Here is a 20,892-nt window from a genome sequence, read left to right on the forward strand (position 1 = left end):
GACACTATAATGAACTTGACATGTGAATCTAAAAATTTTGATGATTTTTTATGTGAACTAGCCGAAGTTGATTATTCTCATCCTCTTATTCGAGCAAAATCAAATGAACTTTTCAACCCTTTGCAGACAGAAATAGAAAAAGCAAAAGCAGCCTATGAGTTTGTTCGAGATGAAATTACCCATACATGGGATATCCAATCTAAACGAGTGACTTGTCATGCATCAGAGGTATTAACTTATAAAGAGGGAATTTGCTACGCAAAGTCCAACCTATTAGCTGCTCTATTGCGCTCACAAGGAATACCTACAGGTTTTTGTTACCAGCGGTTAATGTTGTTCGATACGCCAGATAAAGGATATTGTATTCACGCATTAAATGCAGTATTTCTGCATTCGCTTAATAAATGGATTCGATTAGATTCACGCGGCAACAAAACAGGAATTGATGCTCAATTCTCACTTGATCATGAAAGATTAGCTTTTCATACCCAACAAGAATTAGATGAAGTCGACTATCCTTTGATATATGTAAAACCCCATCCAAAAACAATGAGTATTTTAAAAGAACATACAGACGCAATTGAGATGTATAAACACCATTTACCAGAAAAGATATAGGCTTTAATTATTAACTTTAGGATATTCTCTTACTAAAGAAAGCAGGTGACCCATGCCAAACAACCAAACAACCAACCCACTCATCAATGAAAAATCACCGTATCTCCTTCAACACGCTCACAACCCAGTTCACTGGTACCCGTGGGGGCAAGAAGCATTCGATAAAGCCAAACGTGAAAATAAACCTGTGCTTGTCAGCATCGGTTATGCCACTTGCCACTGGTGCCATGTCATGGCACACGAAAGCTTTGAAGATCAACAAGTCGCTGACATCTTAAATGAGCATTTCATTTCAATCAAAGTCGATCGTGAAGAGCGTCCAGATATCGACTCTATGTATATGTCTGTTTGTCAGATGATGACGGGGCAAGGCGGCTGGCCGCTCAACGTGTTTGTCACGCCGGATCAAAAGCCTTTTTATGCGGGGACGTACTTTCCAAAGAGAAGTGCATACGGGCGCCCTGGCTTCATCGAGGCACTGACACAATTGCTGGATGCGTACCATAACGACCGGGATCATATTGAATCATTGGCTGAGAAAGCGACAAATAACTTGCGGCTTAAAGCAGCAGGGCAGACAGAAAACACGCTGTCTCAAGAAGCAATTCACAAAGCCTATTATCAGCTCATGAGCAGCTTTGATACGCTGTATGGCGGATTCGGTTCCGCACCGAAATTTCCTGCACCTCATATGCTCTCATTTCTGATGCGCTATTACAAATGGACCGGGCAGGAGAACGCATTATATGCAGTCACGAAAACGTTAGATGGGATGGCGAATGGCGGTATATACGACCATATTGGGTCGGGCTTTTCTCGTTATTCGACGGATGAAAAATGGCTTGTGCCGCATTTTGAAAAGATGCTGTATGATAACGCCTTGCTGATGGAAGCTTACACAGAAGCGTATCAGCTCACTCCAAAACCAGAATATGAAAAGCTTGTCCAACGTCTGATTCAATTTATCAAACAGGAGATGAAGAATCCGGATGGCTCCTTTCATTCAGCGATAGACGCAGATTCCGAAGGGAAAGAAGGACAATATTACGTCTGGTCAAAGGATGAGATCATCACCCATTTAGGTGAGGAACTTGGCGCTTTATTTTGCGAAGTCTATCACATCACAGAAGAGGGGAATTTTGAAGGGGCGAACATTCCCCATACGATTTCCACCTCATTTGAGGACATCAAGGCCTCTTTTTCGATCGACGATAAAAACCTTCAATCCAAGCTGCAAGAAGCCCGGCAAATTCTACAATCTGTCAGACAGCAGCGACCCGCACCGCTTGTCGATGACAAGGTGCTCACATCCTGGAATGCGCTGATGATCGCATCCCTCGCCAAAGCAGGAAGGGTCTTTGATGCAGAGGAAGCGATCCTTATGGCGAAGCAGGCGATGTCTTTTCTAGAAACACATCTTGTTCAACATGAGCGGCTTATGGTCCGCTACAGAGAAGGTGACGTGAAGCATCTCGGCTTTATCGAGGATTATGCGCATATACTAAAAGCCTATATGTCTTTATATGAAGCGACCTTTGAATTAGATTGGCTGGAAAAAGCCACAGCCATTGCTAAGAACATGTTTGAGCTGTTTTGGGACAAGGAAAAAGGGGGCTTTTTCTTCTCAGGTTCAGATGCGGAAGCGCTCCTCGTTCGAGAAAAAGAAGTGTACGACGGTGCCATGCCTTCTGGTAACAGCACCGCACTCCACCAGCTTCTTAAACTAAGCAGAATGACTGGACGTCAAGACTGGCTGAAAACATTAGAACAGATGTTCAAAGCCTTTTATGTCGATGTCTCTTCCTATCCAAGTGGACACACAGCGTTTCTGCAAGGGCTTCTAAGTCAATATGCAGCAAAAAGAGAAATCATCATTCTTGGGAAAAACGGAGATCCGGAAAAAGAACGGCTTTTACAGGCGCTTCGAAAACGATTTATGCCATTTGATATTATTTTGACCGCCGAAACAGGAAATGACTTAGCCAAGCTCGCACCATTTGCAAAAGATTACAAAACAATCGACGGCAGCACCACCGTGTATATTTGTGAAAACTATAGCTGCCGCCAGCCGATCACCCAAATCGACGAAGTGATGGAACAGTTATTCCACGATTAAGTTTGTCATATGATGACTATGAGAAGACAAAATGAGGACAAACAGATAAAAAACATGTCAATCCGCTAACAAATCGTCTGTACGGTTTTATTTTTCCTCTAAAACGGTTAGAATGCGCACTAGATGTTCTCATACCGAAGGGAGAGAAAATGATGAAAAAGGTGTCATATACACTCATTGCTTGTCTGTTATCTGTTGGGCTTGCAGCCTGCTCATCAAACGATGCAAAACAGGATAAGCAAAGCGATGCAGCCAAAAACAAGGAAACAACACAGGCTGATCAAAAAGAGCAGCAAAAGCAAATGGAAGAAATGCAAAAGAAATTAGACGCACAAAAAATCGATGATCAAAAGGTCGTTGCGACCGTCAACAAAGACAAAATCACAGGCAGTGAATATAATAGCGCCTTATCTACCATCCAAGGCCAGCTTCAGCAGTCCGGGCAAGACCCAACTTCTAAAGAAGGCGAGAAAGCAGTCAAGAAACAAACTATTGATGCGCTCGTAGGACAAGAGCTCATCCTGCAAGATGCGGAGAAGAAGGGCTTCAAAGCCTCTGACAAGCAGGTAGATAAACAGCTAAAGGAAGAAAAGAAACAGTTTAAAGACAACGCTCAATTCGAAGAAGCACTTAAAAAGAGCGGACTTACATTGGATCAGCTGAAAAGTGACATTGCCGACAGCATCAAGTACAGCCAATATGTCGACAAAGAAATCAAATCAGCCTCCGTCTCTGAGAAAGACGTCAAAGCGTACTATGACCAATACGCAGACCAAATGAAAAAACAAAAGCAAAAAGCACCAGAATACAAAGAGGTTAAATCACAAATTAAAAAACAGCTAGAATCTCAAGAAAAGCAGAAAGAAGTACAAAAAGAAATTGAAAAACTAAAGAAATCTGCGAAAATTAATGTGTCTCTGTAACAGCTAAGAAAAAATCCGCCATTGTGCGGATTTTTTTGTTACTTCACGAATCATTTTTCCGAATTTATGACAAAAGCCTCATCATAAACGTCTCTTCCATCCGATATGATGGGAGTACAAAAGAAAGCGCTAACAATTCTTTTGTCTCTGAAAAGGTACAGGATCAAAAGCAGTTCTCGTACTTTTGCTTCAGTCAAACGGACATCTACAAAAGGAGGATCTTTATGTTCAAATGGTTTAAACCTGCTCCGCATATCGACAGGCTTGATGATGCCAAAACAGACGAGACGTATAAGCGGCTGCGGCTACAAGTCTTTCTAGGCATCTTTATCGGGTATGCGGGCTACTATTTGCTGCGCAAAAATTTCGCTTTTGCCATTCCATATCTACAGGAAGAGGGGTTCACGAAAAGTGAATTAGGCTTTGTACTCGCAGCCGTATCCATTGCTTATGGCTTTAGTAAATTCATCATGGGGATGATCTCAGACCGCTGTAACCCCAGATACTTTTTAGCTGCCGGACTCTTTTTATCAGCTCTTATCAATATCCTATTTGTCTCATTTCCTTGGGTCACATCCAGTGTATGGATCATGTTTTTATTCATGTTCTTAAACGGCTGGTTTCAAGGCATGGGGTGGCCGCCATGCGGACGTACGATGGCGCACTGGTTTTCGGTTAGTGAACGTGGTACAAAAATGTCCATTTGGAACGTCGCTCACAATATCGGCGGGGGGATTCTTGCACCGCTTATCACATTAGGGATTGTACTGTTTGCGACGTGGAAAAGTATCTTTTTCTTCCCTGCCATCATTGCCATTATCGTCTCCTTCGTGATCATTCTTCTCGTACGGGATACCCCGCAATCCACTGGTCTTCCGCCAATCGAGGAATATCGAAATGACTATCCGGCACAAAAATATGAGGATCAAGAAAAAGAATTAACAGTGAAAGAGATTTTATTTAAATATGTACTCAACAATAAATTCCTATGGTATATCGCCATTGCCAACGTGTTTGTGTACTTTGTCCGTTACGGTGTTGTTGACTGGGCGCCGACCTACTTAACAGAAGCGAAGGGCTTTTCACCAGAGCATTCACGCTGGTCTTATTTTCTTTATGAATATGCAGGCATTCCCGGTACATTATTGTGCGGATGGATCAGTGACCGCTTCTTTAGAAGCCGCCGCGCACCAGCTGGCGTCATCTTTATGGTCGGGGTGTTAATTGCTGTTCTCGTTTACTGGCTAAATCCTGCTGGCAATCCAATGGTCGATAACATTGCCCTCATCAGCATCGGCTTTTTGATTTACGGACCGGTCATGCTCATTGGACTTCAAGCCATTGATCTCGCTCCGAAAAAAGCAGCTGGCACTGCTGCCGGACTGACAGGCTTCTTCGGCTACATTGGCGGCTCTGCCTTTGCCAATGCCATGATGGGTGTCGTCGTCGATCACTATGACTGGACAGGAGGCTTCATTTTACTGGTTGGTTCTTGTGTGCTTGCGATTGTTTTCCTCGCGATGACATGGAATACAGGAAAACGCGTAGAGCAAGCTTAATGAAAATCACATAAAAGATTCATATCCGCCCAACATGCTCTTTACATCTATTTCTTATGATGGAGGCAGTTACCGTAAAAGGAGGATAAAATATGAAGAAAAGTAGATTACTTGCTTTCGTGTTGCTCTCTTTTGCTTTACTGTCTTTTGCGTGGGTGCCGGCCACCATATCGGCTCATGAACATCTTTTATCTCCAGATCGCATCTTAACCGTTGCACACCGCGGAGCATCAGGGTATGCACCAGAGCATACCCTGGCTTCCTATAAACTCGCCACAAAGATGAATGCAGATTACCTCGAACTCGATCTTCAAATGACAAAGGATGGACATCTCATCGTGATGCACGACGAAACCGTTGACCGGACCACAAACGGAACAGGGTGGGTCAAAGACCTCACACTTGCCGAAATCAAACAGCTTGATGCGGGCACATGGTTTAACGAAGCCAATCCCGACAGACAAAATGCCAACTATATCGGACAGAGAGTCCTTACATTAGATGAGGTGCTGCGCTATTTCGGAAAACGAGAGAATTATTATATTGAAACAAAAAAACCAGACCTTTATCCGCAAATGGAAGAAAAACTATTGGCCGCCTTAAAGAAACATCATCTTCTTGGGAAACACACAAGAAAAGGGCAGGTTATCATACAATCCTTTAGTCAAGACAGCCTGCTAAAGCTGCAGAAATTAGCTCCACGCCTTCCAAAAGTACAACTATTAGACAGGGCCCAAATGACATCCATCACAGACGATCAGCTCGACTTTATTAAAACGTACGCCGTGGGAGTCGGACCGAATTTTAGAGCTTTAACACCTGAAAACGTCCAGCAGGTCAGAAGCCACGGACTCCTCCTTCATCCATATACGGTCAACAGCGAAGCAGACATGACACGTCTTCTGCAATACGGCGTCACCGGTCTTTTCACCAACTATCCAGATGTCTTTCAGCGTGTGAAAGCTTCTCTGTAAACGACAAAAGCCTCGCGGTCCACTCCGCAAGGCTTTTGATTATTTCACCGTTTGATCAGAAGAAGCTGTTTCAATCGGTTTTCGTTTTCCAATTCCAAATACAAAAAAGCTAAGCGCCACTAAAATCAAGAACCCAATTGCTACAATAAGAGAAATACGCGTATCCTGATTAATGAGCATAAACACAAGTACCATTACTAAGAATCCAATTGTAAGATAGTTAGAAAACGGTGCTAGCGGCATCTTGAACGGATGCTTTTCCAGCGCTGCCCCTTTCGCCTTTCTGAAGCCAATATGACTAATCAAAATGACAAACCAAGGCACCATCCCAGGAAGAACACTCGCACTATACACATAGACGAAAATGTTTGGCGGAGAAACATAATTCAGGACCACTCCTATTGCTAGACCAATCAGCACAGCGAATGTCCCAAAATACGGTACACCATTTTTCGAAATTTTTGTAAAGAAAGCAGGTGCCTGGCCATTCACACCTAATGTATAAAGCATACGGCCCGCACTGAAAATACCACTATTACAGCCTGACATCGCTGCTGTAATGACAACAAAGTTAATAATACCAGCCGCTGCTGTAATTCCGATCTTCGCAAACGTCGCCACAAATGGACTGCCAAGCGTATTCAGCTGATCCCACGGATACACAGTCACAATGACAAAAATCGCACCGATATAGAAAATCAAAATACGCCAGATGATACTTTTGATGGCATTGGTCAGCGTCTTTTCTGGATTTTGTGCTTCACCTGCTGTAATCCCAATCAGCTCAACACCCTGGTAGGCAGCAATGACGAGCGACAATGCAAACAAGAACCCAGTAAATCCACCTGTAAAGAACCCGCCGTGCGCCCACAAATTAGACAAGCCAATAGGCGTCCCGCCATTTCCAAATCCGAAGAAAATAATGCCTAGACCTGCAACAATCATCAAGATAATCGTCACAATTTTGATCATCGCAAACCAAAATTCAAATTCACCGAATGATTTAACCGAAATCAAGTTGGCCGCTCCTAAAATGATCATCGCAATTAACCCTGGAATCCACGCAGGCAACTCTGGGAACCAATATTTCATATAAGCCCCAACAGCAATAATTTCAGACATTCCGACAATGACCCACTGGAACCAGTTACTCCAAGCCGTCATATACCCTGCAAGCGGATGAATATATTGATGCCCGAATGTAGCAAACGACCCTGTACTCGGCTCAAGATACAACATTTCTCCCATCGCTCGCATAATAAAAAAGATAAAAATACCACACACTGCGTACGCTAGAAGAACCGATGGACCTGTCCATTGAATGGCCTTCGCTGACCCCATAAATAAGCCAACACCGATTGTGCCGCCAAGAGCAATCATTTGAATATGACGGGCACTTAACCCTCTCTTTAATTCCTTTTGAGCCACTTTTCTTCCCCCTCATCAACAAACAACATAAAAAATAAAAATCAGAATTTTCATTCTGATTGAGAAACATCAATCTTTCGATGTATATTATCATAATAAATCTACCCTTAAAAAACAATTGTTTTTTTGAGGAAAACACTATTAACAAAATATTCTGACATAAAAGTAAGTTCAAATTTTTTTATATTAATATAGTCAATTACCAGCAAAATCTTCAAATTTAAAAAACGTTCTCCTCATTTTTTTAAAATAGAATGCCAATTAAATAACCGCACAGCCCTTAAGCCATGCGGTCCTTTAACAAAATGCTTTATTTCCAATATACCCATTTGCCCATAAGCCACTCCACAGGACCTCTTCTCCATTTTTTCAAATAGAGATAGCTGATGAACAGCTGTGCTGTGTACAGTCCGACAGCAAGCAGCAGCCCAAACATTGACCCCAATTGTCCAAATAGACCAAGTCCATAAGAATAGAAAATCGTTGTACAAATAATCGACTGCGCCAAATAGTTTGATAGAGACAAACGGCCAAGACCTGCAAGCAAACGTTTCAACCCTTGAGCAGCCTTTGAATAGTAAAAAACAATAAAGGCTTGAATATAACCGATCGTCAGGACATAGGCTCCTAACGTCAACACCATTTCACTCCAAGGAGCATCAATAAACGTCGCACATTTTAAAGCAAGCCCGATGATAATCATCCAAACCCAGCCTTTACGATAAGCCATACCTCGATCTTCTTCTGTCAAATGACCCTTTTTCCCGATCGCCATACCAAGCAGTGCGAACGGGCCAACCATGATCGTACCAAAAAGAAAACCTAATATCGGCATAAGCGTAATAGTCACGATCGCCAGAATCATGGTCACAATCATCATATCGTCTTCAACCGTAATCCGGCTGAGCAAAATATCTCCATAATCACCTTTCGCATACACATCGGTTAATAAATCATCAGTCCCATAAACAAATTTCATCATATATGGCAAAACGACTAATGACAACGCACCTAACACACCCGCCCAAATAAGCATTGTTTTAATCCGGCTTCTCAAAAACATCATTAAGAAAAACGTACAAGCTCCATAATAAAGAAGAATGTCACCATTCCAAATAAAGATGTAATGCAGCATCCCAAGCACAATCAGACCAAAACCACGGCGAACGACAATGGCATTCGTATTTAGCCCCTTGGCCTTCGTCGATTCAATCAGCTTGATAAAAGAATACCCAAACAAAAAGGAAAAGATCGGATAAAAAGACCCCTGGAACAAAATTTCCGTCACATATACACCGAATTCCTGCCCCCAAAAACTCGAATCAAACATTTTCTCAAAATCATAAACATATTGAAAATTAAGCATATTCACGATCAAAATACCTAATAAACTAAAACCACGTAAACTATCAATAAACTCAACCCTAGATCCCGTCAACTCGACAGCTCCTTCGGACAATTTAAATACAACCATACAATATAATAAATCATATATGTAAAAAAAAGTGATATAATCCTCAAAAGTTATAAGCTAACTAAAATTATCCTTAACAATAAGACGAGTAAGACTAGTGAAATAATCATACTCTTAAAAGTGAAACTTAATTTATACATCATTTAACTAATATACTTATCTTTATATATCCTTTATTCGCCCCACTACAAAACAAAGACTTATTTACTATGCGAAAATACACCCCAATAAAAAACCCAAAAACTATAGTTCACAAGATTCAATTTAATGTAAAATATGAAAAAATATGAAAAAATTGTTGTATTTGGGCTTATTTTGATTTAATATTTAATACATAAATTAACAGGGGGTGAAAACAATGGTAGCTTTCTTAAGACTTGTTGCTCAACTTGGTTCTAAAGCCGCTAAATGGGCTTGGGACAACAAATCAACTGTCATCAACTGGATCAAGAACGGTGCAACGTTCCAATGGATCAGTGATAAAATTGACAGCATTATCAACGGCTAATTTTGAGATTATCTTTTAGAGTAGTTTGGTGGAGGTGAAAACAATGGTAGCTTTCTTAAGACTTGTTGCTCAGCTTGGTACTAAAGCAGCTAAATGGGCTTGGGACAACAAATCAACTGTCATCAACTGGATCAAGAACGGTGCAACGTTTCAATGGATCAGTGATAAAATTGACAGCATTATCAACGGCTAATTCTGAAGATTATCTTTTAAAGTAATTTGGTGGAGGCGAAAAGAATGGCAACTTTCTTACAACTTGTTTCTAAACTTACAAGTAAACAGGCTAAATGGGCTTGGGCTAACAAAAAAAAGGTACTTGAATGGATAGGACAAGGCTTTTCTTTTAAATGGATTTCAAACCAAATTATCCGAGCTTTAGCAGGCTAAACGAATTCAGGAGGTGAAATAAATAATGGTAGCTTTCTTAAGACTTGTTGCTCAACTTGGTACTAAAGCAGCTAAATGGGCTTGGGCTAACAAATCAACTGTTATCAACTGGATCAAGAACGGTGCAACGTTCCAATGGATCAGTGATAAAATTGACAGTATCATCAATGGCTAAGTTGTTCGTTAGCCCAATAGGGATAGAATCTTCTATCCCTATTATTTTAATTATAGCCCAAAATCAAACATTTAAAACCCAAAATTCATAATTTTTTTGTGATTATTTTTTTACAGTAATATCTTGTGTTTTCATTTTCTCAATTTCTTTTGCTCTTTTTTTATGCAGCATTCTGCGTCCTCGGTTCCATTCTTCAATCAAAAGAGCTAAACCTACCAGAACTATGACCAGAAAACCAAGACTATTATTGACCTTATTTTCAAAATAAAACCATGACATTCCACCAATAAAGAAGAGAGGAATCAACGCCCCCCAAAAAATGTTGTTTCTTGTTGACAGAAAATATTGTACTGCAAATATGCCAACTACTAAAACAAAATACATTAATTCGTTCATTTAATCTTCATCCCTTTCTGCTTTATATTTTTCAATTATGTTTTTGGCAACATCTAAACTAATTTTCTCCTCAATTGCGAGTTTCTTTACATATTTAATTAGAGTTTCTTGCTCTAAAGTTTCATTTAATCTTATCAATTGGATGATTCTATCTAATCGGGTTCTAACTGTTGGATAAGAAACATCATAATCTTTTGCCATCTGTTTTAATGAACCTGAACTAAGTATAAATTTTCTTATAAATTCTCTATCCTCAGAATCTACAGATAAAATCCACGTAGGAATATCTTTCTCCATATATCAACCACCCCGCTTTTTCATCATTATAACATAAAATAAATAAATACAATCAAAAAATGAATAAAAAAATAAATAATGTTCATTTTTTTTAAATTTTTTTAATAAAGATGTAGAAAAATCTATCCATAATATGTTATTCTAATTTCAGGTTATTTAACCAATAAATTGTATTATGGAGGTTGAACATGAATCGTACTTTAGAAAAATCTTTCACTATTATAGGAATTGTTTTATTTGTATTCTTACTTATTGGTAGCTTTATGTTTTATGAAGGCACAAAAAATAATAATGATACATTCAAGTTAGTCCAAGACTTTATTGAAGAAGAAAACATAAAAGATATTGCACCAGAACAGGTAATCGATTTAATTTCAAACGGATCTCTATATATTGTAGTTTTATCAGTACTAAGCATCCTAGCAGGTGTTATTTCATTAATTTTATTAAAAAATAACACACGTTCAGCAGGTATCCTTTTAATTACCACGTCTATTTTAATTTCAATTTTAACCATTTTATTAGGTATACTTGGAGGAATTGCATATTTAATCGCAGGAATTGTTATAGTTTCGAAAGAAAAAAAAGTTAAAAATGAGCCATATCAATCATTCAAATAAAAGAGGTGGGACTGGAGTATGTTTGCAATAGGATTAAATGAATTTAAAGCACTTTTCAAAAGTATACGATCTATAATGATCATTATTGTCATAATTGGAATTACGACCGGTACAGCAAAAATCCTCAGCCAATTTAGTGATCAATTGAAATCTTTAGGTCTAGGTGATAATGCATATGTGGGTGGTTTAATGGTATTACTTTTCATTGCTGCCCCTCTTTTTGTCACCAGTCTAGCTCATAATGTCATCAATAAAGAAGTCTACTCTCGTACAGTTCGGTTTTTAGTCACTAAAACATCTCGTAATAATATAATAGTAGGAAAATTTTTGGGTAACCTTCTTTTTTGGATTGTATGTTTAACCATTTCATTAATATTAATTATCCCTTTTGCAAATACCTTTTACTTTTTAGAATTAATACAATGCATTGTTTTTATATCTTACTTTTTAGGGTTAACTCTATTACTATCCACTGTCATTTCAAACCCTTCTATCACAATGTTTATAGGTATTACATTATCAATTGTTTTACCTGTTATCGGTATGATTAGCATTGGGTCAAACAATATTTCCATTAAAATTATTAGTTATATCACACCCTATTATTATTTCACTCAAGAACAGACTGCCTTAACATACATCGTCATTCTATTTCCAATTTTATTTTTAATCTTGAGTTTAATGCTTTTTAGAAAGAGGGATTTATAGTGTATGCACTTAAAACAACCAATCTAACAAAAAGATATGGAAACAAAATCGTTGTTGATAAGATGAATTTAACAATTGATAAGGGAACGATATTCGGTTTTCTAGGAAAGAACGGTGCTGGTAAGTCTACATTCATAAATATGGTTACAGGCATAATTGAACCAACCGAGGGGTTTTTCGAGGTATTAGGCTATAAAAAAGATCAACAAAAAGCAATCTGGGGTAAAATAGGGGTCCTTCCTGACTATTCTACATTCTATGAAAACATGACTGCACTAGATCATTTAAAATACTTTAGTAAAATATTAAAATTAGATCTTAAAGAAAAGGATTTAATTGATCTTTTAGATAAAGTTGAGTTAAAAGATGCAGCTAAGTTAAAGGCTAAAAATTTTTCATTTGGAATGAAAAAGAAATTAGGAATTGCTCAAGCACTATTAAATAAACCTGATTTAATTTTTTTAGATGAGCCAACTTCAGGTGTTGATGCAAACTCAGTGTTAAATATTCATTCTATTATTAAAGAAATCGCTAAGAAAGGTACCACTGTCTTTCTGACCTCACACAATTTAGATGAAGTTGAGAAATTATGTGATGAAGTGGCGATTATGAATAAAGGTGTTATTCAAATTAAAGGAAGTATGGATGAATTAAGAAAAGCCTATAAAAAGAATTTGACCGTTTATATGAAGCATAGTGCTGCATCAAAAACACAAATAGAATCCTTAACATTAGATCTTAAGGATTTTGCCAAAAAAAGTGAAATAAATGAGTTATCCTCACAAATAATTATTGAAGATGAATCATCCATTCCAATAATCAACAAGCTTTTTATTTCAAAAAGTGTTGATGTATTTAGAATAGAAGTCGATGAACCTTCATTAGAAGAAATATTTCTTAACATCGGTGATAACAATTAAACAACTTATAAAGAGTAGATTTAGTATCAAAACTGTACTAAATCTACTCAAGTTAAGGAGGATTAATATTGTATCAATTGAAGGAGCCCTCAAAGAAAATTTCAAAAAATGCGATTAAAGTATGGCGAATAATTGACTTTATCAACTTATTCATATCATTTTGCGTTTTAACTGTTCTTCTAGTTTTGAGCAACTATTATAGTTGGTCAGAATGGGTTGATTGGCTAATTTATAGCCTAATGGGAATTTTAATAGTATCAGCAGTTGTAGAACTCACATTAATTCCTATATATAAACAAAAAACTTGGCGTTATGAAATTGATATTTATATGATTCAATTAAAGCACGGTGGAATTTTCAGAAGAAAACATCTAATAATTCCTATGAATAAAGTATATTTTGTAGATACTTATCAGGGGCCTCTATTGAAAAAATTTAATCTGTCTTCTATTAAAATTGGTACGATTGGTTATGTACATGAAATTCCTTGCCTACCAGAAAAAGAGGCTTCCGATATTCGTGATTACATAGCATATATTACTGAAAATCAATTAAAAAAGAATGAACTTAGAAAGGATAACTCTCTATAAATGGAATCTAACAGTCGCCTAAAAAGATTACATCCATTATGGATGCTATTTGAGTTATTAAAATCGATTAAAGGTTTCATCTTTTTCTGTATTTTTTTATCAGTATTATTTGGATTTTCATCCATATCAATATTTTCTAAAATAGGCTTCTTAATTGTTGCTGTTTTTGTAGTTTACAAGATTATTACTATATTATTAGAATGGAAACATTTTGGTTATGACCTTAATGAAGAAGAGTTATATTTAGAGAAGGGAAGATTCATTACTGTAAAAAGACATTTCCCAATTAAAAGTATCCAAGGTGTACATCAAAACTCTACTTTTTTTCATCGTTTATTTGACCTGACTTCCTTGTTAATTGATGTAGGATCTAGTAACAATGACCACGTAGTAAAATTACATATGATTACAACATCAGAAGCTTCTAGAATAAAAAAACACCTAACGGATAAAAGTAGTGACAATGTTCATATTAAAATTGATTTTGAAGAACCTATTGAACAAAATGCTCAAAAACTCCATTATGAAATCCAAATGAAGGAGATACTTATTGCTTCCCTTACATCTTTAAGATTATTGTTCTTTCTACTACTTATATATTCTGTTTATTCAGAGATCAATCAATTTTTCTCTTTAGAAAAGTATATAGATAGATTAGTCTCATTCGCAATGTCTTCTTGGTTGACAATTATTTCGAGTGTATTTTTACTTATTATATTGTCAATTTTATATGGAATATTTAAAACATACCTGCAATACGGAGGATTTAAATTGTCTTCGGACATGTCTAGATTGTATATAGAAAAAGGTAAATTAAATATCACTGACTTTTCTATTCCAAAAGAGAAAATAGAAGCGCTATATTTCACTAGTAGCTTTATACAAAAAGTGCTTCACATTGTAAAAGTAAAAATCATCAGTTCAACTGAAACTGATGATGAAAATATAAAATCTCCAAATATTTTATTTCCTTTTATAAATAAAAATGTGGCAAATCAATTAATTCCAGAGGTTTTACCTGGAATTAAATTAGAAAGAAATATGGATAGAATACCGTGGTATTCTATCATACCTAAATTATTTAGATCATTCATGTTCTGGTGTTTAACGCCAGCCGCCCTTTTATTTTATAGGAATGACTTGTGGTATGTTTCAATAATAATTTGTATCGTATTTCTACTCACTCAATTGTTTAGCAGTTTGTACAGCTCTTATAGTTGCAATGAATATTATATGCAAATAAAAAAAGGAGGATTAACAGATAGGCTTCTCATTACACACAAACATAATATTGAAAGATTAATAATATCAGAAACACTTTTACAAAAAAAACTAGGGTTGGCTTCTATAAAAATAATTAATAGAGCAAAACCAACAAAAACAACTGTCCTACACGATTTACCTAAAGAAATGGCAGACAAATATTATTCTTGGTATTCTAGAGGAGTAGTAGAGCAAAACTCCAGCAACATTCCCAATAATTACAAACCTGATCTATTTAATTTAGATAAATCAACATAAACTAATTCATAATAGTTAGAATTAATTTAACTGTTATAGTTGAATTCTTATTTAAAAATTTTGAGCCTTACTAATATTTGTGTTGGAAAATTAATATTTCATTTTGAATGTTTAACTTCTCACATAGGGGGCTAAACAATTTAGCCCTAATTTTGATTTTAACCAAAAACACACCTATTTGTGTAAAGCCATTTTTCTATCATCACCCTAAACCATCTCCTGACACGCCCAAGCATCCACCTCTACCTTTAAAGCAGGAGATGCCAATGCCACCACATAAATCATCGTCATACAAGGCAGATGATCGCCCAAAAACTGCCCCATGATTTGTTTCCTGCTCTCAGCATCGAACTCTCCTACGAGATAAAATACTAATTTCGTTATATCTTCCACAGCCATATCTGCCGCTTCTACGTTTCGCTTCACATTCTCTAACGCTAGTTCGAGCTGCTCCAACGGGCTCTCGAGAATTGTCCCATCCGCTTCCATCCCCACTTGACCTGATAGGGTTAACCACCGCTGAGGTCCTGTTGTTTCTATTTGATGGGTATATGGTGCGACTGGCGGATGAATGGTCTCAGGATTACGTGATGTTCTCATTGATAAAAACCCCTTTTCTGAAAATACAGTTAATTTTTATCATCATATCAAACTTTCTACCATATTCAGATTTTTATGCTCAAAGTAAACCTGAAGAAACAATCGCAACAGCCTGCTATAATTCTTGTTTTCTAAAAAGAAACCATCCAATGAGAAAAAAGAATACAATCAATACCGATACACCTAGAAGACTTGTAAGTGCCTGATCCGAATAAGTCCCCTTATAAATCATCTCTTCGGCTGCATTTGTCACGCCTTTAGGCGCAAACTTCCCTAATGTCTCTTCATAAAATGAAGGAACGGTAAACAGAATAAGGTTGATCAGAAGCGACACACCGCCAGCTGTGACAGAACGTTGAAAGAACGCCGAAGCACAAATGGTCGATACCACAATCAGCAATAAATTTGGATAATAAAGAAGTGTTCCTTTTAACACATTGACCCAATCCACATGACCAAATTGAATGTCCACATAATAAACAGAGGCAAGCACCGCCACCACCAAACTAAACAAGGTCAAACAGGCATAGGCGCATATTTTCGAGACATAGTAACTCGTTCGACTGATCGGTTTCACCATAATCATCGCGGTCACTCCAGAGGCACGCTCTCCTGCGATCGTCCCCATCACGATCATAATCAGGATAAACACACCTAGCGAATCAAATTTACTCAATGCACTCGCCAAAGCCTCTCCTGCACTAGGCTCTGGTATATAAAATGTAGATCCTTCAGGTAAATTAGCTGATTTCGATAGAAGATCCGGAAGCATTTTGAGCGTAATAGGCTGTGTGATCATTAAAATCGTAAAAATAATAGGAACAAATAAGATTTTATAGCTAGTAAATAACTCCCTAAATTCCTTTTTCAACATCATTATGCATTCACAACCTTCATGAAAATATCTTCAAGCGTCAGCTTAGATAGTCGATAATGGAGGAGAACACCGCCAGCTTCAGTGATGAGACGAGGCAGCTCCTTCAATGCCGTTTGTTGATCTTTGACTCGCACCTGATAAGCGTTTTCTGACTCAATGCAATCCTCCACCCAATGCCGCTCTTTTAGCAAAGCCAATAATTTCGTATTCTGTTGTTCTAATTGAAATTCAATCACTGGCTGGATATAGTCTTCTTTAATCTGTTTTATGGAAGAAGACATCTCAATTTTGCCACTGTTGATCATGATAATATGATCTGCCACACGTTCAATGTCATCTAAAATATGGGTCGACATAAAGATCAGCATTTCATGCTTTAGACACTCAATCAACGTCAAGACATCTTTTCTTCCCATTGGATCAAGTGCGGACACAGGCTCATCTAAGATCAGAACCTTTGGGCTGTTGATCAGTGCCTGCGCAATGGCAAGCCTCTGCTTCATGCCTCCGCTATAGCTGCCAATGGCACGATCCTTCGCCTCATACACACCACAAAGCTTCAACAGCTCCTCTGTTTTGGAGCGAATGATGTTTTTCTCTAAATGAAATAACCCGCTAACCCAATGCATCCACTCCTGCCCCGTCATATCCTGATAAAATGCAGGATGCTGCGGACAATACCCAATTACATGACTGATTTGATCCATGTCCTTTGTGACATCCAAACCAGCCACCTTTACGACACCAGACGTAGGACGAGCAAGCCCTGTGAGAATCCGGATCGTTGTTGTCTTCCCCGCTCCATTGGCCCCTAAAAAGCCAACACATCCAACCTCCCCAACAGAAAACGAAACATCTTTTAACACTTCATTCGGGCCATACGATTTCGTCAGCCCATGACACTCCAGCATATTCAAGCGAATCCCCCCTATTAAGATTGTTTACGACCAAAAATGAAATACACAATAGGACCGGCACTCGCCACAAACACAATCACCAAAGCCCAAACCCACTTCACCTCTCCTCTGATCCCCGATGGATCTCTTTTCAATAAATCAAACAAACCAATCACCATCAAAATCGCTTGCAGCAAAATAAGAGGTAATATCATCTTCATATCCATCCACGCCACTCCCTTTTCATACGTCAATTTGTTTTGGTATTACTTCTTTTGACGACCTGAAGAGTGAATTCGTTCAAACGGATTTTATTTTTATCGATCGAATGATCTATAAGATATAAAAAAGCCCAGTGAAGGTTAGTTCACTGGGCTTGCTTGTGATGTTCATGAAGAATCCCGCAAAATCTTTTCCATCTTCTTTCCCTTCGCTAACTCATCAATCAGCTTATCTAGATAACGAATGTTTTTCATGGTTTCTTCTTCAATGTCCTCTACTCGAACACCACAAATGACTCCTTTGATGAAGCTGCGGGAAGGATGAAGCTCAGGAGCCTCAGCAAAGAAGGTTTCAATGTCTATTTGTTTGTCTACCTGTTCCTGCAGCTCTTCTTGACTGTACCCTGTTAACCAACAAATAATCGTATCGACTTCAGCCTTCGTTCGTCCCTTTCTCTCTGCCTTTGCAATGTAGAGAGGATAGACCTTTGCAAAACTCATTGTGTAAATTTTATGTTTGGTCATGTGTCTGCTCTCTTTCTTTTTTAAATATTAACTTGTATTACCTGCGCAAGGTGCGTTTGGCATTCTATTTATAATGTACTGATAACCCATGTAAACTTTCTAATATTGTACCCTTAATCAACGAACTTCGTACGTTCTAGTTCTTTTAACACAAAAATACCCCTTTAGAAAACGATATCTAAAGGGGTATAAAAGCTGTTTTTATTTAATTCCTACTCCACCGTCACACTCTTCGCAAGGTTACGTGGTTTATCCACATCACACCCGCGGTGAAGGGCTGCGTAGTAAGCGATCAGCTGTAATGGGACAACAGATGCAAGTGGTGCAAGTGCTGGGTGTACAGCTGGAAGGACGAAACGGTCGCCTTCGTCTTCTAGGCCTTTGAGTGAGATGACACATGGGTTTGCTCCGCGTGCAACGACTTCTTTGACGTTACCGCGAATGCTAAGGTTCACGTGCTCTTGCGTTGCAAGGGCAATGACCGGTGTGCCTTCTTCAATTAAAGCGATTGTGCCATGTTTGAGTTCTCCGCCAGCAAAGCCTTCTGCTTGGATGTAAGAGATCTCTTTTAGTTTTAATGAACCTTCAAGGCACACATAGTAGTCAAGTCCTCTTCCGATAAAGAATGCGTTACGTGTCACTGTGAAGAAGTCACGAGCGATTTGTTCCATTTCATCCTTTTGATCGACAAGGGCTTCCATTGCGTTTGCTACAATACCAAGCTCTTTCACAAGATCAAAGTCAAGAGATTGACCGTTTAATTCAGCTGCAACGGATGCAAGGATTGCAAGTACAGCGATTTGTGCTGTGTAGGCTTTTGTTGAAGCCACTGCAATTTCTGGTCCTGCATGAAGAAGCAACGTGAAGTCCGCTTCACGAGAAAGCGTAGATCCTGGTACGTTTGTGATCGTTAATGCTTTATGACCAAGCTCTTTGACTTGAACAAGTACAGCACGGCTGTCCGCAGTCTCCCCAGATTGAGAAAGGAAGATGAACAACGGTTTTTTCGATAGAAGCGGCATGTTGTAAGAGAATTCACTTGCTACATGGACTTCTACAGGTACTTTCGCCCAGTCTTCAATGTATTGTTTACCGACAAGTCCAGCATGGTAGCTCGTTCCGCAAGCCACAATGTAAATGCGGTCTGCTTCTGCTACTGCGCTTGCGATATCGCCAGCGACTGACAGCTTGCCGTTTTCATCTTGATATTCTTGGATGATTTTGCGCATAACAAGCGGCTGTTCATCCGTTTCTTTTAACATGTAGTGAGGATATGTGCCTTTCTCAATGTCGCTTGCATCAAGCTCAGCGATATAAGAAGGACGTGTCATGATATCACCGTCAAGGTTTTTAATAATAACCTCGTCTTTTGTGACAATGACCATTTCTTTATCCATTAATTCCGCATATTCGTTTGTTACTTGAAGCATCGCCATTGCGTCAGAAGCCACAACGTTGAAATCTTCGCCGAAACCAACCAATAATGGGCTTTTGTTTTTCGCCACATAGATTGTTTCTTTGTTTTCGTTATCGAAAAGGGCAATCGCGTAAGAGCCTTTTAGTTGAAGAAGCGTTTGACGGAAAGCTTCTTCTGTATCAAGACCTCTATTCACAAATTGTTCGATGACTTGAACAACAACCTCTGTATCTGTGTCGCTTTTTAGTGTGACGTCTTGTAAATATTCACGTGTCAATTGTACATAGTTCTCGATGACACCGTTATGAACAAGCGTAAAACGGCCAGAAGCACTTTGATGCGGATGCGCATTTAGATGGCTTGGTACACCGTGTGTTGCCCAGCGTGTATGTCCAATTCCTGCTGAAGATGCCACGTTTGCATCAACAACTTCACGAAGCTCAGCGATACGTCCTTTTTCTTTGAACACATGTACGCCATCTTCGTTTGCCACAGCGATACCTGCTGAATCATACCCGCGGTACTCAAGCTTCTCTAAACCCTTTAATAAGATTTCCTTCGCATCATTCTGACCAATATAACCTACGATTCCACACATAAATATTCTTCCTCCCGATCATGTGAAAGGGACAAAGAAAGCCTACTAAAATAGAAGGGACATTTCTTCGTCCCTCTCTACATGTTTATTTTGGGAGATCATGTGTATTCCCTTTGTACAAAGAGTCACCTCTTTGGTTTAAAGAAACACTTACGGCTGTGATCTCTTTTTTTGATCAGCCGGGAGGCATCCGCCGAAAATTCGATAACCTCCATCCTCGTCAACTAAGCATCTTTCGTCCGATCGCTTAGTTCGGGCGCTATAATTATAAGAGAGTTTCTGAACATCTACCCTGCCTTTCCTGATAGAATAAAAATCCAGTAACACAAGGATGATTGTACTATAAGGTCTGACCTCCGTCAATCACAATTTAGCAGGTGATCGCCTTCATTTAAGAAAGTGAGACCTCCATACACTATATGCGATGAGGCTTGTCACGTTCTACCTTTGATGTGCTCTCCTATGTATAAAGGCATCATCAAGTTGCCTCGCTTATATCATTCGTATAGATCCATCCAATTATGACGTTTATTCGAAAAAAAGC

Annotated in this window: 24 protein-coding genes; 14 read left to right on the forward strand and 10 right to left on the reverse strand. The window is 38.5% G+C overall.

The window, feature by feature from the left end:
- Positions 1 to 9 precede the first annotated feature (9 nt).
- From V6Z54_RS06160 to V6Z54_RS06180, 5 genes are all read left to right on the forward strand, one after another.
- Complete coding sequence (locus V6Z54_RS06160) at positions 10 to 618, forward strand: transglutaminase family protein (protein WP_073978676.1); 609 nt, start codon at positions 10 to 12, stop codon at positions 616 to 618.
- A 52-nt stretch (positions 619 to 670) separates the two neighbouring features.
- Positions 671 to 2,734 (forward strand): thioredoxin domain-containing protein, encoded by a 2,064-nt coding sequence (locus V6Z54_RS06165; RefSeq protein WP_338527823.1) that lies wholly within the window; start codon positions 671 to 673, stop codon positions 2,732 to 2,734.
- A gap of 152 nt (positions 2,735 to 2,886) precedes the next feature.
- Positions 2,887 to 3,657 (forward strand): SurA N-terminal domain-containing protein, encoded by a 771-nt coding sequence (locus V6Z54_RS06170; protein WP_073978678.1) that lies wholly within the window; start codon positions 2,887 to 2,889, stop codon positions 3,655 to 3,657.
- 224 nt (positions 3,658 to 3,881) lie between these two features.
- Positions 3,882 to 5,216 carry a glycerol-3-phosphate transporter gene (gene glpT, locus V6Z54_RS06175; RefSeq protein ID WP_041088787.1) on the forward strand — a complete coding sequence of 445 codons (1,335 nt, stop codon included), beginning with the start codon at positions 3,882 to 3,884 and terminating at the stop codon, positions 5,214 to 5,216.
- Between the two features lie 92 nt (positions 5,217 to 5,308).
- A complete protein-coding gene (locus V6Z54_RS06180) occupies positions 5,309 to 6,190 on the forward strand; it encodes a glycerophosphodiester phosphodiesterase (protein ID WP_106025754.1) in 882 nt (293 codons plus the stop codon).
- A 39-nt stretch (positions 6,191 to 6,229) separates the two neighbouring features.
- Here V6Z54_RS06180 and V6Z54_RS06185 read toward each other — a convergent pair whose 3' ends face one another.
- Positions 6,230 to 7,618 (reverse strand): amino acid permease, encoded by a 1,389-nt coding sequence (locus tag V6Z54_RS06185; RefSeq protein WP_251181474.1) that lies wholly within the window; start codon positions 7,616 to 7,618, stop codon positions 6,230 to 6,232.
- A 310-nt stretch (positions 7,619 to 7,928) separates the two neighbouring features.
- Complete coding sequence (locus V6Z54_RS06190) at positions 7,929 to 9,056, reverse strand: DUF418 domain-containing protein (RefSeq protein WP_338527824.1); 1,128 nt, start codon at positions 9,054 to 9,056, stop codon at positions 7,929 to 7,931.
- Positions 9,057 to 9,450: 394 nt separating this feature from the next.
- Between V6Z54_RS06190 and V6Z54_RS06195 the strand changes: the two genes are divergently transcribed.
- The 4 genes from V6Z54_RS06195 to V6Z54_RS06210 are packed head-to-tail and all read left to right on the forward strand — an operon-like array spanning position 9,451 to position 10,162.
- On the forward strand, positions 9,451 to 9,600 hold the full coding sequence (locus V6Z54_RS06195; protein ID WP_269103887.1) for an aureocin A53 family class IId bacteriocin: 150 nt from the start codon (positions 9,451 to 9,453) through the stop codon (positions 9,598 to 9,600).
- Between the two features lie 43 nt (positions 9,601 to 9,643).
- Positions 9,644 to 9,793, forward strand: coding sequence for an aureocin A53 family class IId bacteriocin (locus V6Z54_RS06200; RefSeq protein WP_035390638.1), 150 nt, complete (start codon positions 9,644 to 9,646; stop codon positions 9,791 to 9,793).
- A 44-nt stretch (positions 9,794 to 9,837) separates the two neighbouring features.
- Entirely contained in the window at positions 9,838 to 9,987 is a 150-nt protein-coding gene (locus tag V6Z54_RS06205; protein WP_269103888.1) for an aureocin A53 family class IId bacteriocin, read from the forward strand.
- Positions 9,988 to 10,012: 25 nt separating this feature from the next.
- Positions 10,013 to 10,162, forward strand: coding sequence for an aureocin A53 family class IId bacteriocin (locus V6Z54_RS06210; RefSeq protein WP_017358895.1), 150 nt, complete (start codon positions 10,013 to 10,015; stop codon positions 10,160 to 10,162).
- A gap of 102 nt (positions 10,163 to 10,264) precedes the next feature.
- On the opposite strand, the gene V6Z54_RS06215 is transcribed toward V6Z54_RS06210, so the two are convergent.
- The gene (locus tag V6Z54_RS06215) at positions 10,265 to 10,558 is read right to left on the reverse strand and encodes a hypothetical protein (protein WP_269103889.1); all 294 of its coding nucleotides are present in this window, start codon (positions 10,556 to 10,558) and stop codon (positions 10,265 to 10,267) included.
- Positions 10,559 to 10,855, reverse strand: a complete 297-nt coding sequence (locus tag V6Z54_RS06220) for a DUF2089 family protein (protein ID WP_087976319.1) — start codon at positions 10,853 to 10,855, stop codon at positions 10,559 to 10,561.
- 188 nt (positions 10,856 to 11,043) lie between these two features.
- Here V6Z54_RS06220 and V6Z54_RS06225 point away from each other — a divergent pair, with 188 nt between their 5' ends.
- From V6Z54_RS06225 to V6Z54_RS06245, 5 genes are all read left to right on the forward strand, one after another.
- Positions 11,044 to 11,475 (forward strand): DUF4064 domain-containing protein, encoded by a 432-nt coding sequence (locus V6Z54_RS06225; protein ID WP_338527825.1) that lies wholly within the window; start codon positions 11,044 to 11,046, stop codon positions 11,473 to 11,475.
- Between the two features lie 18 nt (positions 11,476 to 11,493).
- Positions 11,494 to 12,183 (forward strand): ABC transporter permease subunit, encoded by a 690-nt coding sequence (locus tag V6Z54_RS06230; RefSeq protein WP_269103891.1) that lies wholly within the window; start codon positions 11,494 to 11,496, stop codon positions 12,181 to 12,183.
- Complete coding sequence (locus V6Z54_RS06235) at positions 12,183 to 13,103, forward strand: ABC transporter ATP-binding protein (protein WP_338527826.1); 921 nt, start codon at positions 12,183 to 12,185, stop codon at positions 13,101 to 13,103. The genes V6Z54_RS06230 and V6Z54_RS06235 overlap by 1 nt, the downstream gene beginning before the upstream one ends.
- 68 nt (positions 13,104 to 13,171) lie before the next feature.
- The gene (locus V6Z54_RS06240; protein WP_269103893.1) at positions 13,172 to 13,693 is read left to right on the forward strand and encodes a PH domain-containing protein; all 522 of its coding nucleotides are present in this window, start codon (positions 13,172 to 13,174) and stop codon (positions 13,691 to 13,693) included.
- Positions 13,694 to 15,214: a PH domain-containing protein gene (locus tag V6Z54_RS06245; protein WP_269103894.1), complete on the forward strand. Its 1,521-nt coding sequence runs from the start codon at positions 13,694 to 13,696 to the stop codon at positions 15,212 to 15,214.
- A 207-nt stretch (positions 15,215 to 15,421) separates the two neighbouring features.
- Here the strand turns inward: V6Z54_RS06245 and V6Z54_RS06250 are convergent, their stop codons facing one another.
- From V6Z54_RS06250 to glmS, 6 genes are all read right to left on the reverse strand, one after another.
- A complete protein-coding gene (locus tag V6Z54_RS06250) occupies positions 15,422 to 15,814 on the reverse strand; it encodes a RidA family protein (protein ID WP_338527827.1) in 393 nt (130 codons plus the stop codon).
- A 115-nt stretch (positions 15,815 to 15,929) separates the two neighbouring features.
- Positions 15,930 to 16,694, reverse strand: coding sequence for an ABC transporter permease subunit (locus V6Z54_RS06255; RefSeq protein ID WP_269103906.1), 765 nt, complete (start codon positions 16,692 to 16,694; stop codon positions 15,930 to 15,932).
- Complete coding sequence (locus tag V6Z54_RS06260; protein WP_338527828.1) at positions 16,691 to 17,608, reverse strand: ABC transporter ATP-binding protein; 918 nt, start codon at positions 17,606 to 17,608, stop codon at positions 16,691 to 16,693. Before V6Z54_RS06260 ends, V6Z54_RS06255 begins: the two co-directional genes overlap by 4 nt.
- Positions 17,609 to 17,622: 14 nt before the next feature.
- Complete coding sequence (locus V6Z54_RS06265; protein WP_338527829.1) at positions 17,623 to 17,814, reverse strand: PLD nuclease N-terminal domain-containing protein; 192 nt, start codon at positions 17,812 to 17,814, stop codon at positions 17,623 to 17,625.
- A 162-nt stretch (positions 17,815 to 17,976) separates the two neighbouring features.
- Positions 17,977 to 18,333 (reverse strand): DUF2200 domain-containing protein, encoded by a 357-nt coding sequence (locus V6Z54_RS06270; RefSeq protein ID WP_041088754.1) that lies wholly within the window; start codon positions 18,331 to 18,333, stop codon positions 17,977 to 17,979.
- 212 nt (positions 18,334 to 18,545) lie between these two features.
- Entirely contained in the window at positions 18,546 to 20,348 is a 1,803-nt protein-coding gene (gene glmS / locus V6Z54_RS06275) for a glutamine--fructose-6-phosphate transaminase (isomerizing) (protein WP_007498541.1), read from the reverse strand.
- Positions 20,349 to 20,892: the final 544 nt, after the last annotated feature.

Source organism: Bacillus sp. MAG717A (genome assembly GCF_036884855.1).
GTDB lineage: Bacteria > Bacillota > Bacilli > Bacillales > Bacillaceae > Bacillus > Bacillus safensis.

Excerpts from the sequence above, each read along its gene's own strand:
- V6Z54_RS06160 (WP_073978676.1), top strand. The coding sequence starts at position 10 with ATGAACTTGACATGTGAATCTAAAAATTTTGATGATTTTTTATGTGAA.
- V6Z54_RS06165 (WP_338527823.1), top strand. The coding sequence starts at position 671 with ATGCCAAACAACCAAACAACCAACCCACTCATCAATGAAAAATCACCG.
- V6Z54_RS06170 (WP_073978678.1), top strand. The coding sequence starts at position 2,887 with ATGAAAAAGGTGTCATATACACTCATTGCTTGTCTGTTATCTGTTGGG.
- glpT (WP_041088787.1), top strand. The coding sequence starts at position 3,882 with ATGTTCAAATGGTTTAAACCTGCTCCGCATATCGACAGGCTTGATGAT.
- V6Z54_RS06180 (WP_106025754.1), top strand. The coding sequence starts at position 5,309 with ATGAAGAAAAGTAGATTACTTGCTTTCGTGTTGCTCTCTTTTGCTTTA.
- V6Z54_RS06195 (WP_269103887.1), top strand. The coding sequence starts at position 9,451 with ATGGTAGCTTTCTTAAGACTTGTTGCTCAACTTGGTTCTAAAGCCGCT.
- V6Z54_RS06200 (WP_035390638.1), top strand. The coding sequence starts at position 9,644 with ATGGTAGCTTTCTTAAGACTTGTTGCTCAGCTTGGTACTAAAGCAGCT.
- V6Z54_RS06205 (WP_269103888.1), top strand. The coding sequence starts at position 9,838 with ATGGCAACTTTCTTACAACTTGTTTCTAAACTTACAAGTAAACAGGCT.
- V6Z54_RS06210 (WP_017358895.1), top strand. The coding sequence starts at position 10,013 with ATGGTAGCTTTCTTAAGACTTGTTGCTCAACTTGGTACTAAAGCAGCT.
- V6Z54_RS06215 (WP_269103889.1), bottom strand. The coding sequence starts at position 10,558 with ATGAACGAATTAATGTATTTTGTTTTAGTAGTTGGCATATTTGCAGTA.
- V6Z54_RS06220 (WP_087976319.1), bottom strand. The coding sequence starts at position 10,855 with ATGGAGAAAGATATTCCTACGTGGATTTTATCTGTAGATTCTGAGGAT.
- V6Z54_RS06225 (WP_338527825.1), top strand. The coding sequence starts at position 11,044 with ATGAATCGTACTTTAGAAAAATCTTTCACTATTATAGGAATTGTTTTA.
- V6Z54_RS06230 (WP_269103891.1), top strand. The coding sequence starts at position 11,494 with ATGTTTGCAATAGGATTAAATGAATTTAAAGCACTTTTCAAAAGTATA.
- V6Z54_RS06245 (WP_269103894.1), top strand. The coding sequence starts at position 13,694 with ATGGAATCTAACAGTCGCCTAAAAAGATTACATCCATTATGGATGCTA.
- V6Z54_RS06250 (WP_338527827.1), bottom strand. The coding sequence starts at position 15,814 with ATGAGAACATCACGTAATCCTGAGACCATTCATCCGCCAGTCGCACCA.
- V6Z54_RS06265 (WP_338527829.1), bottom strand. The coding sequence starts at position 17,814 with ATGGATATGAAGATGATATTACCTCTTATTTTGCTGCAAGCGATTTTG.
- V6Z54_RS06270 (WP_041088754.1), bottom strand. The coding sequence starts at position 18,333 with ATGACCAAACATAAAATTTACACAATGAGTTTTGCAAAGGTCTATCCT.
- glmS (WP_007498541.1), bottom strand. The coding sequence starts at position 20,348 with ATGTGTGGAATCGTAGGTTATATTGGTCAGAATGATGCGAAGGAAATC.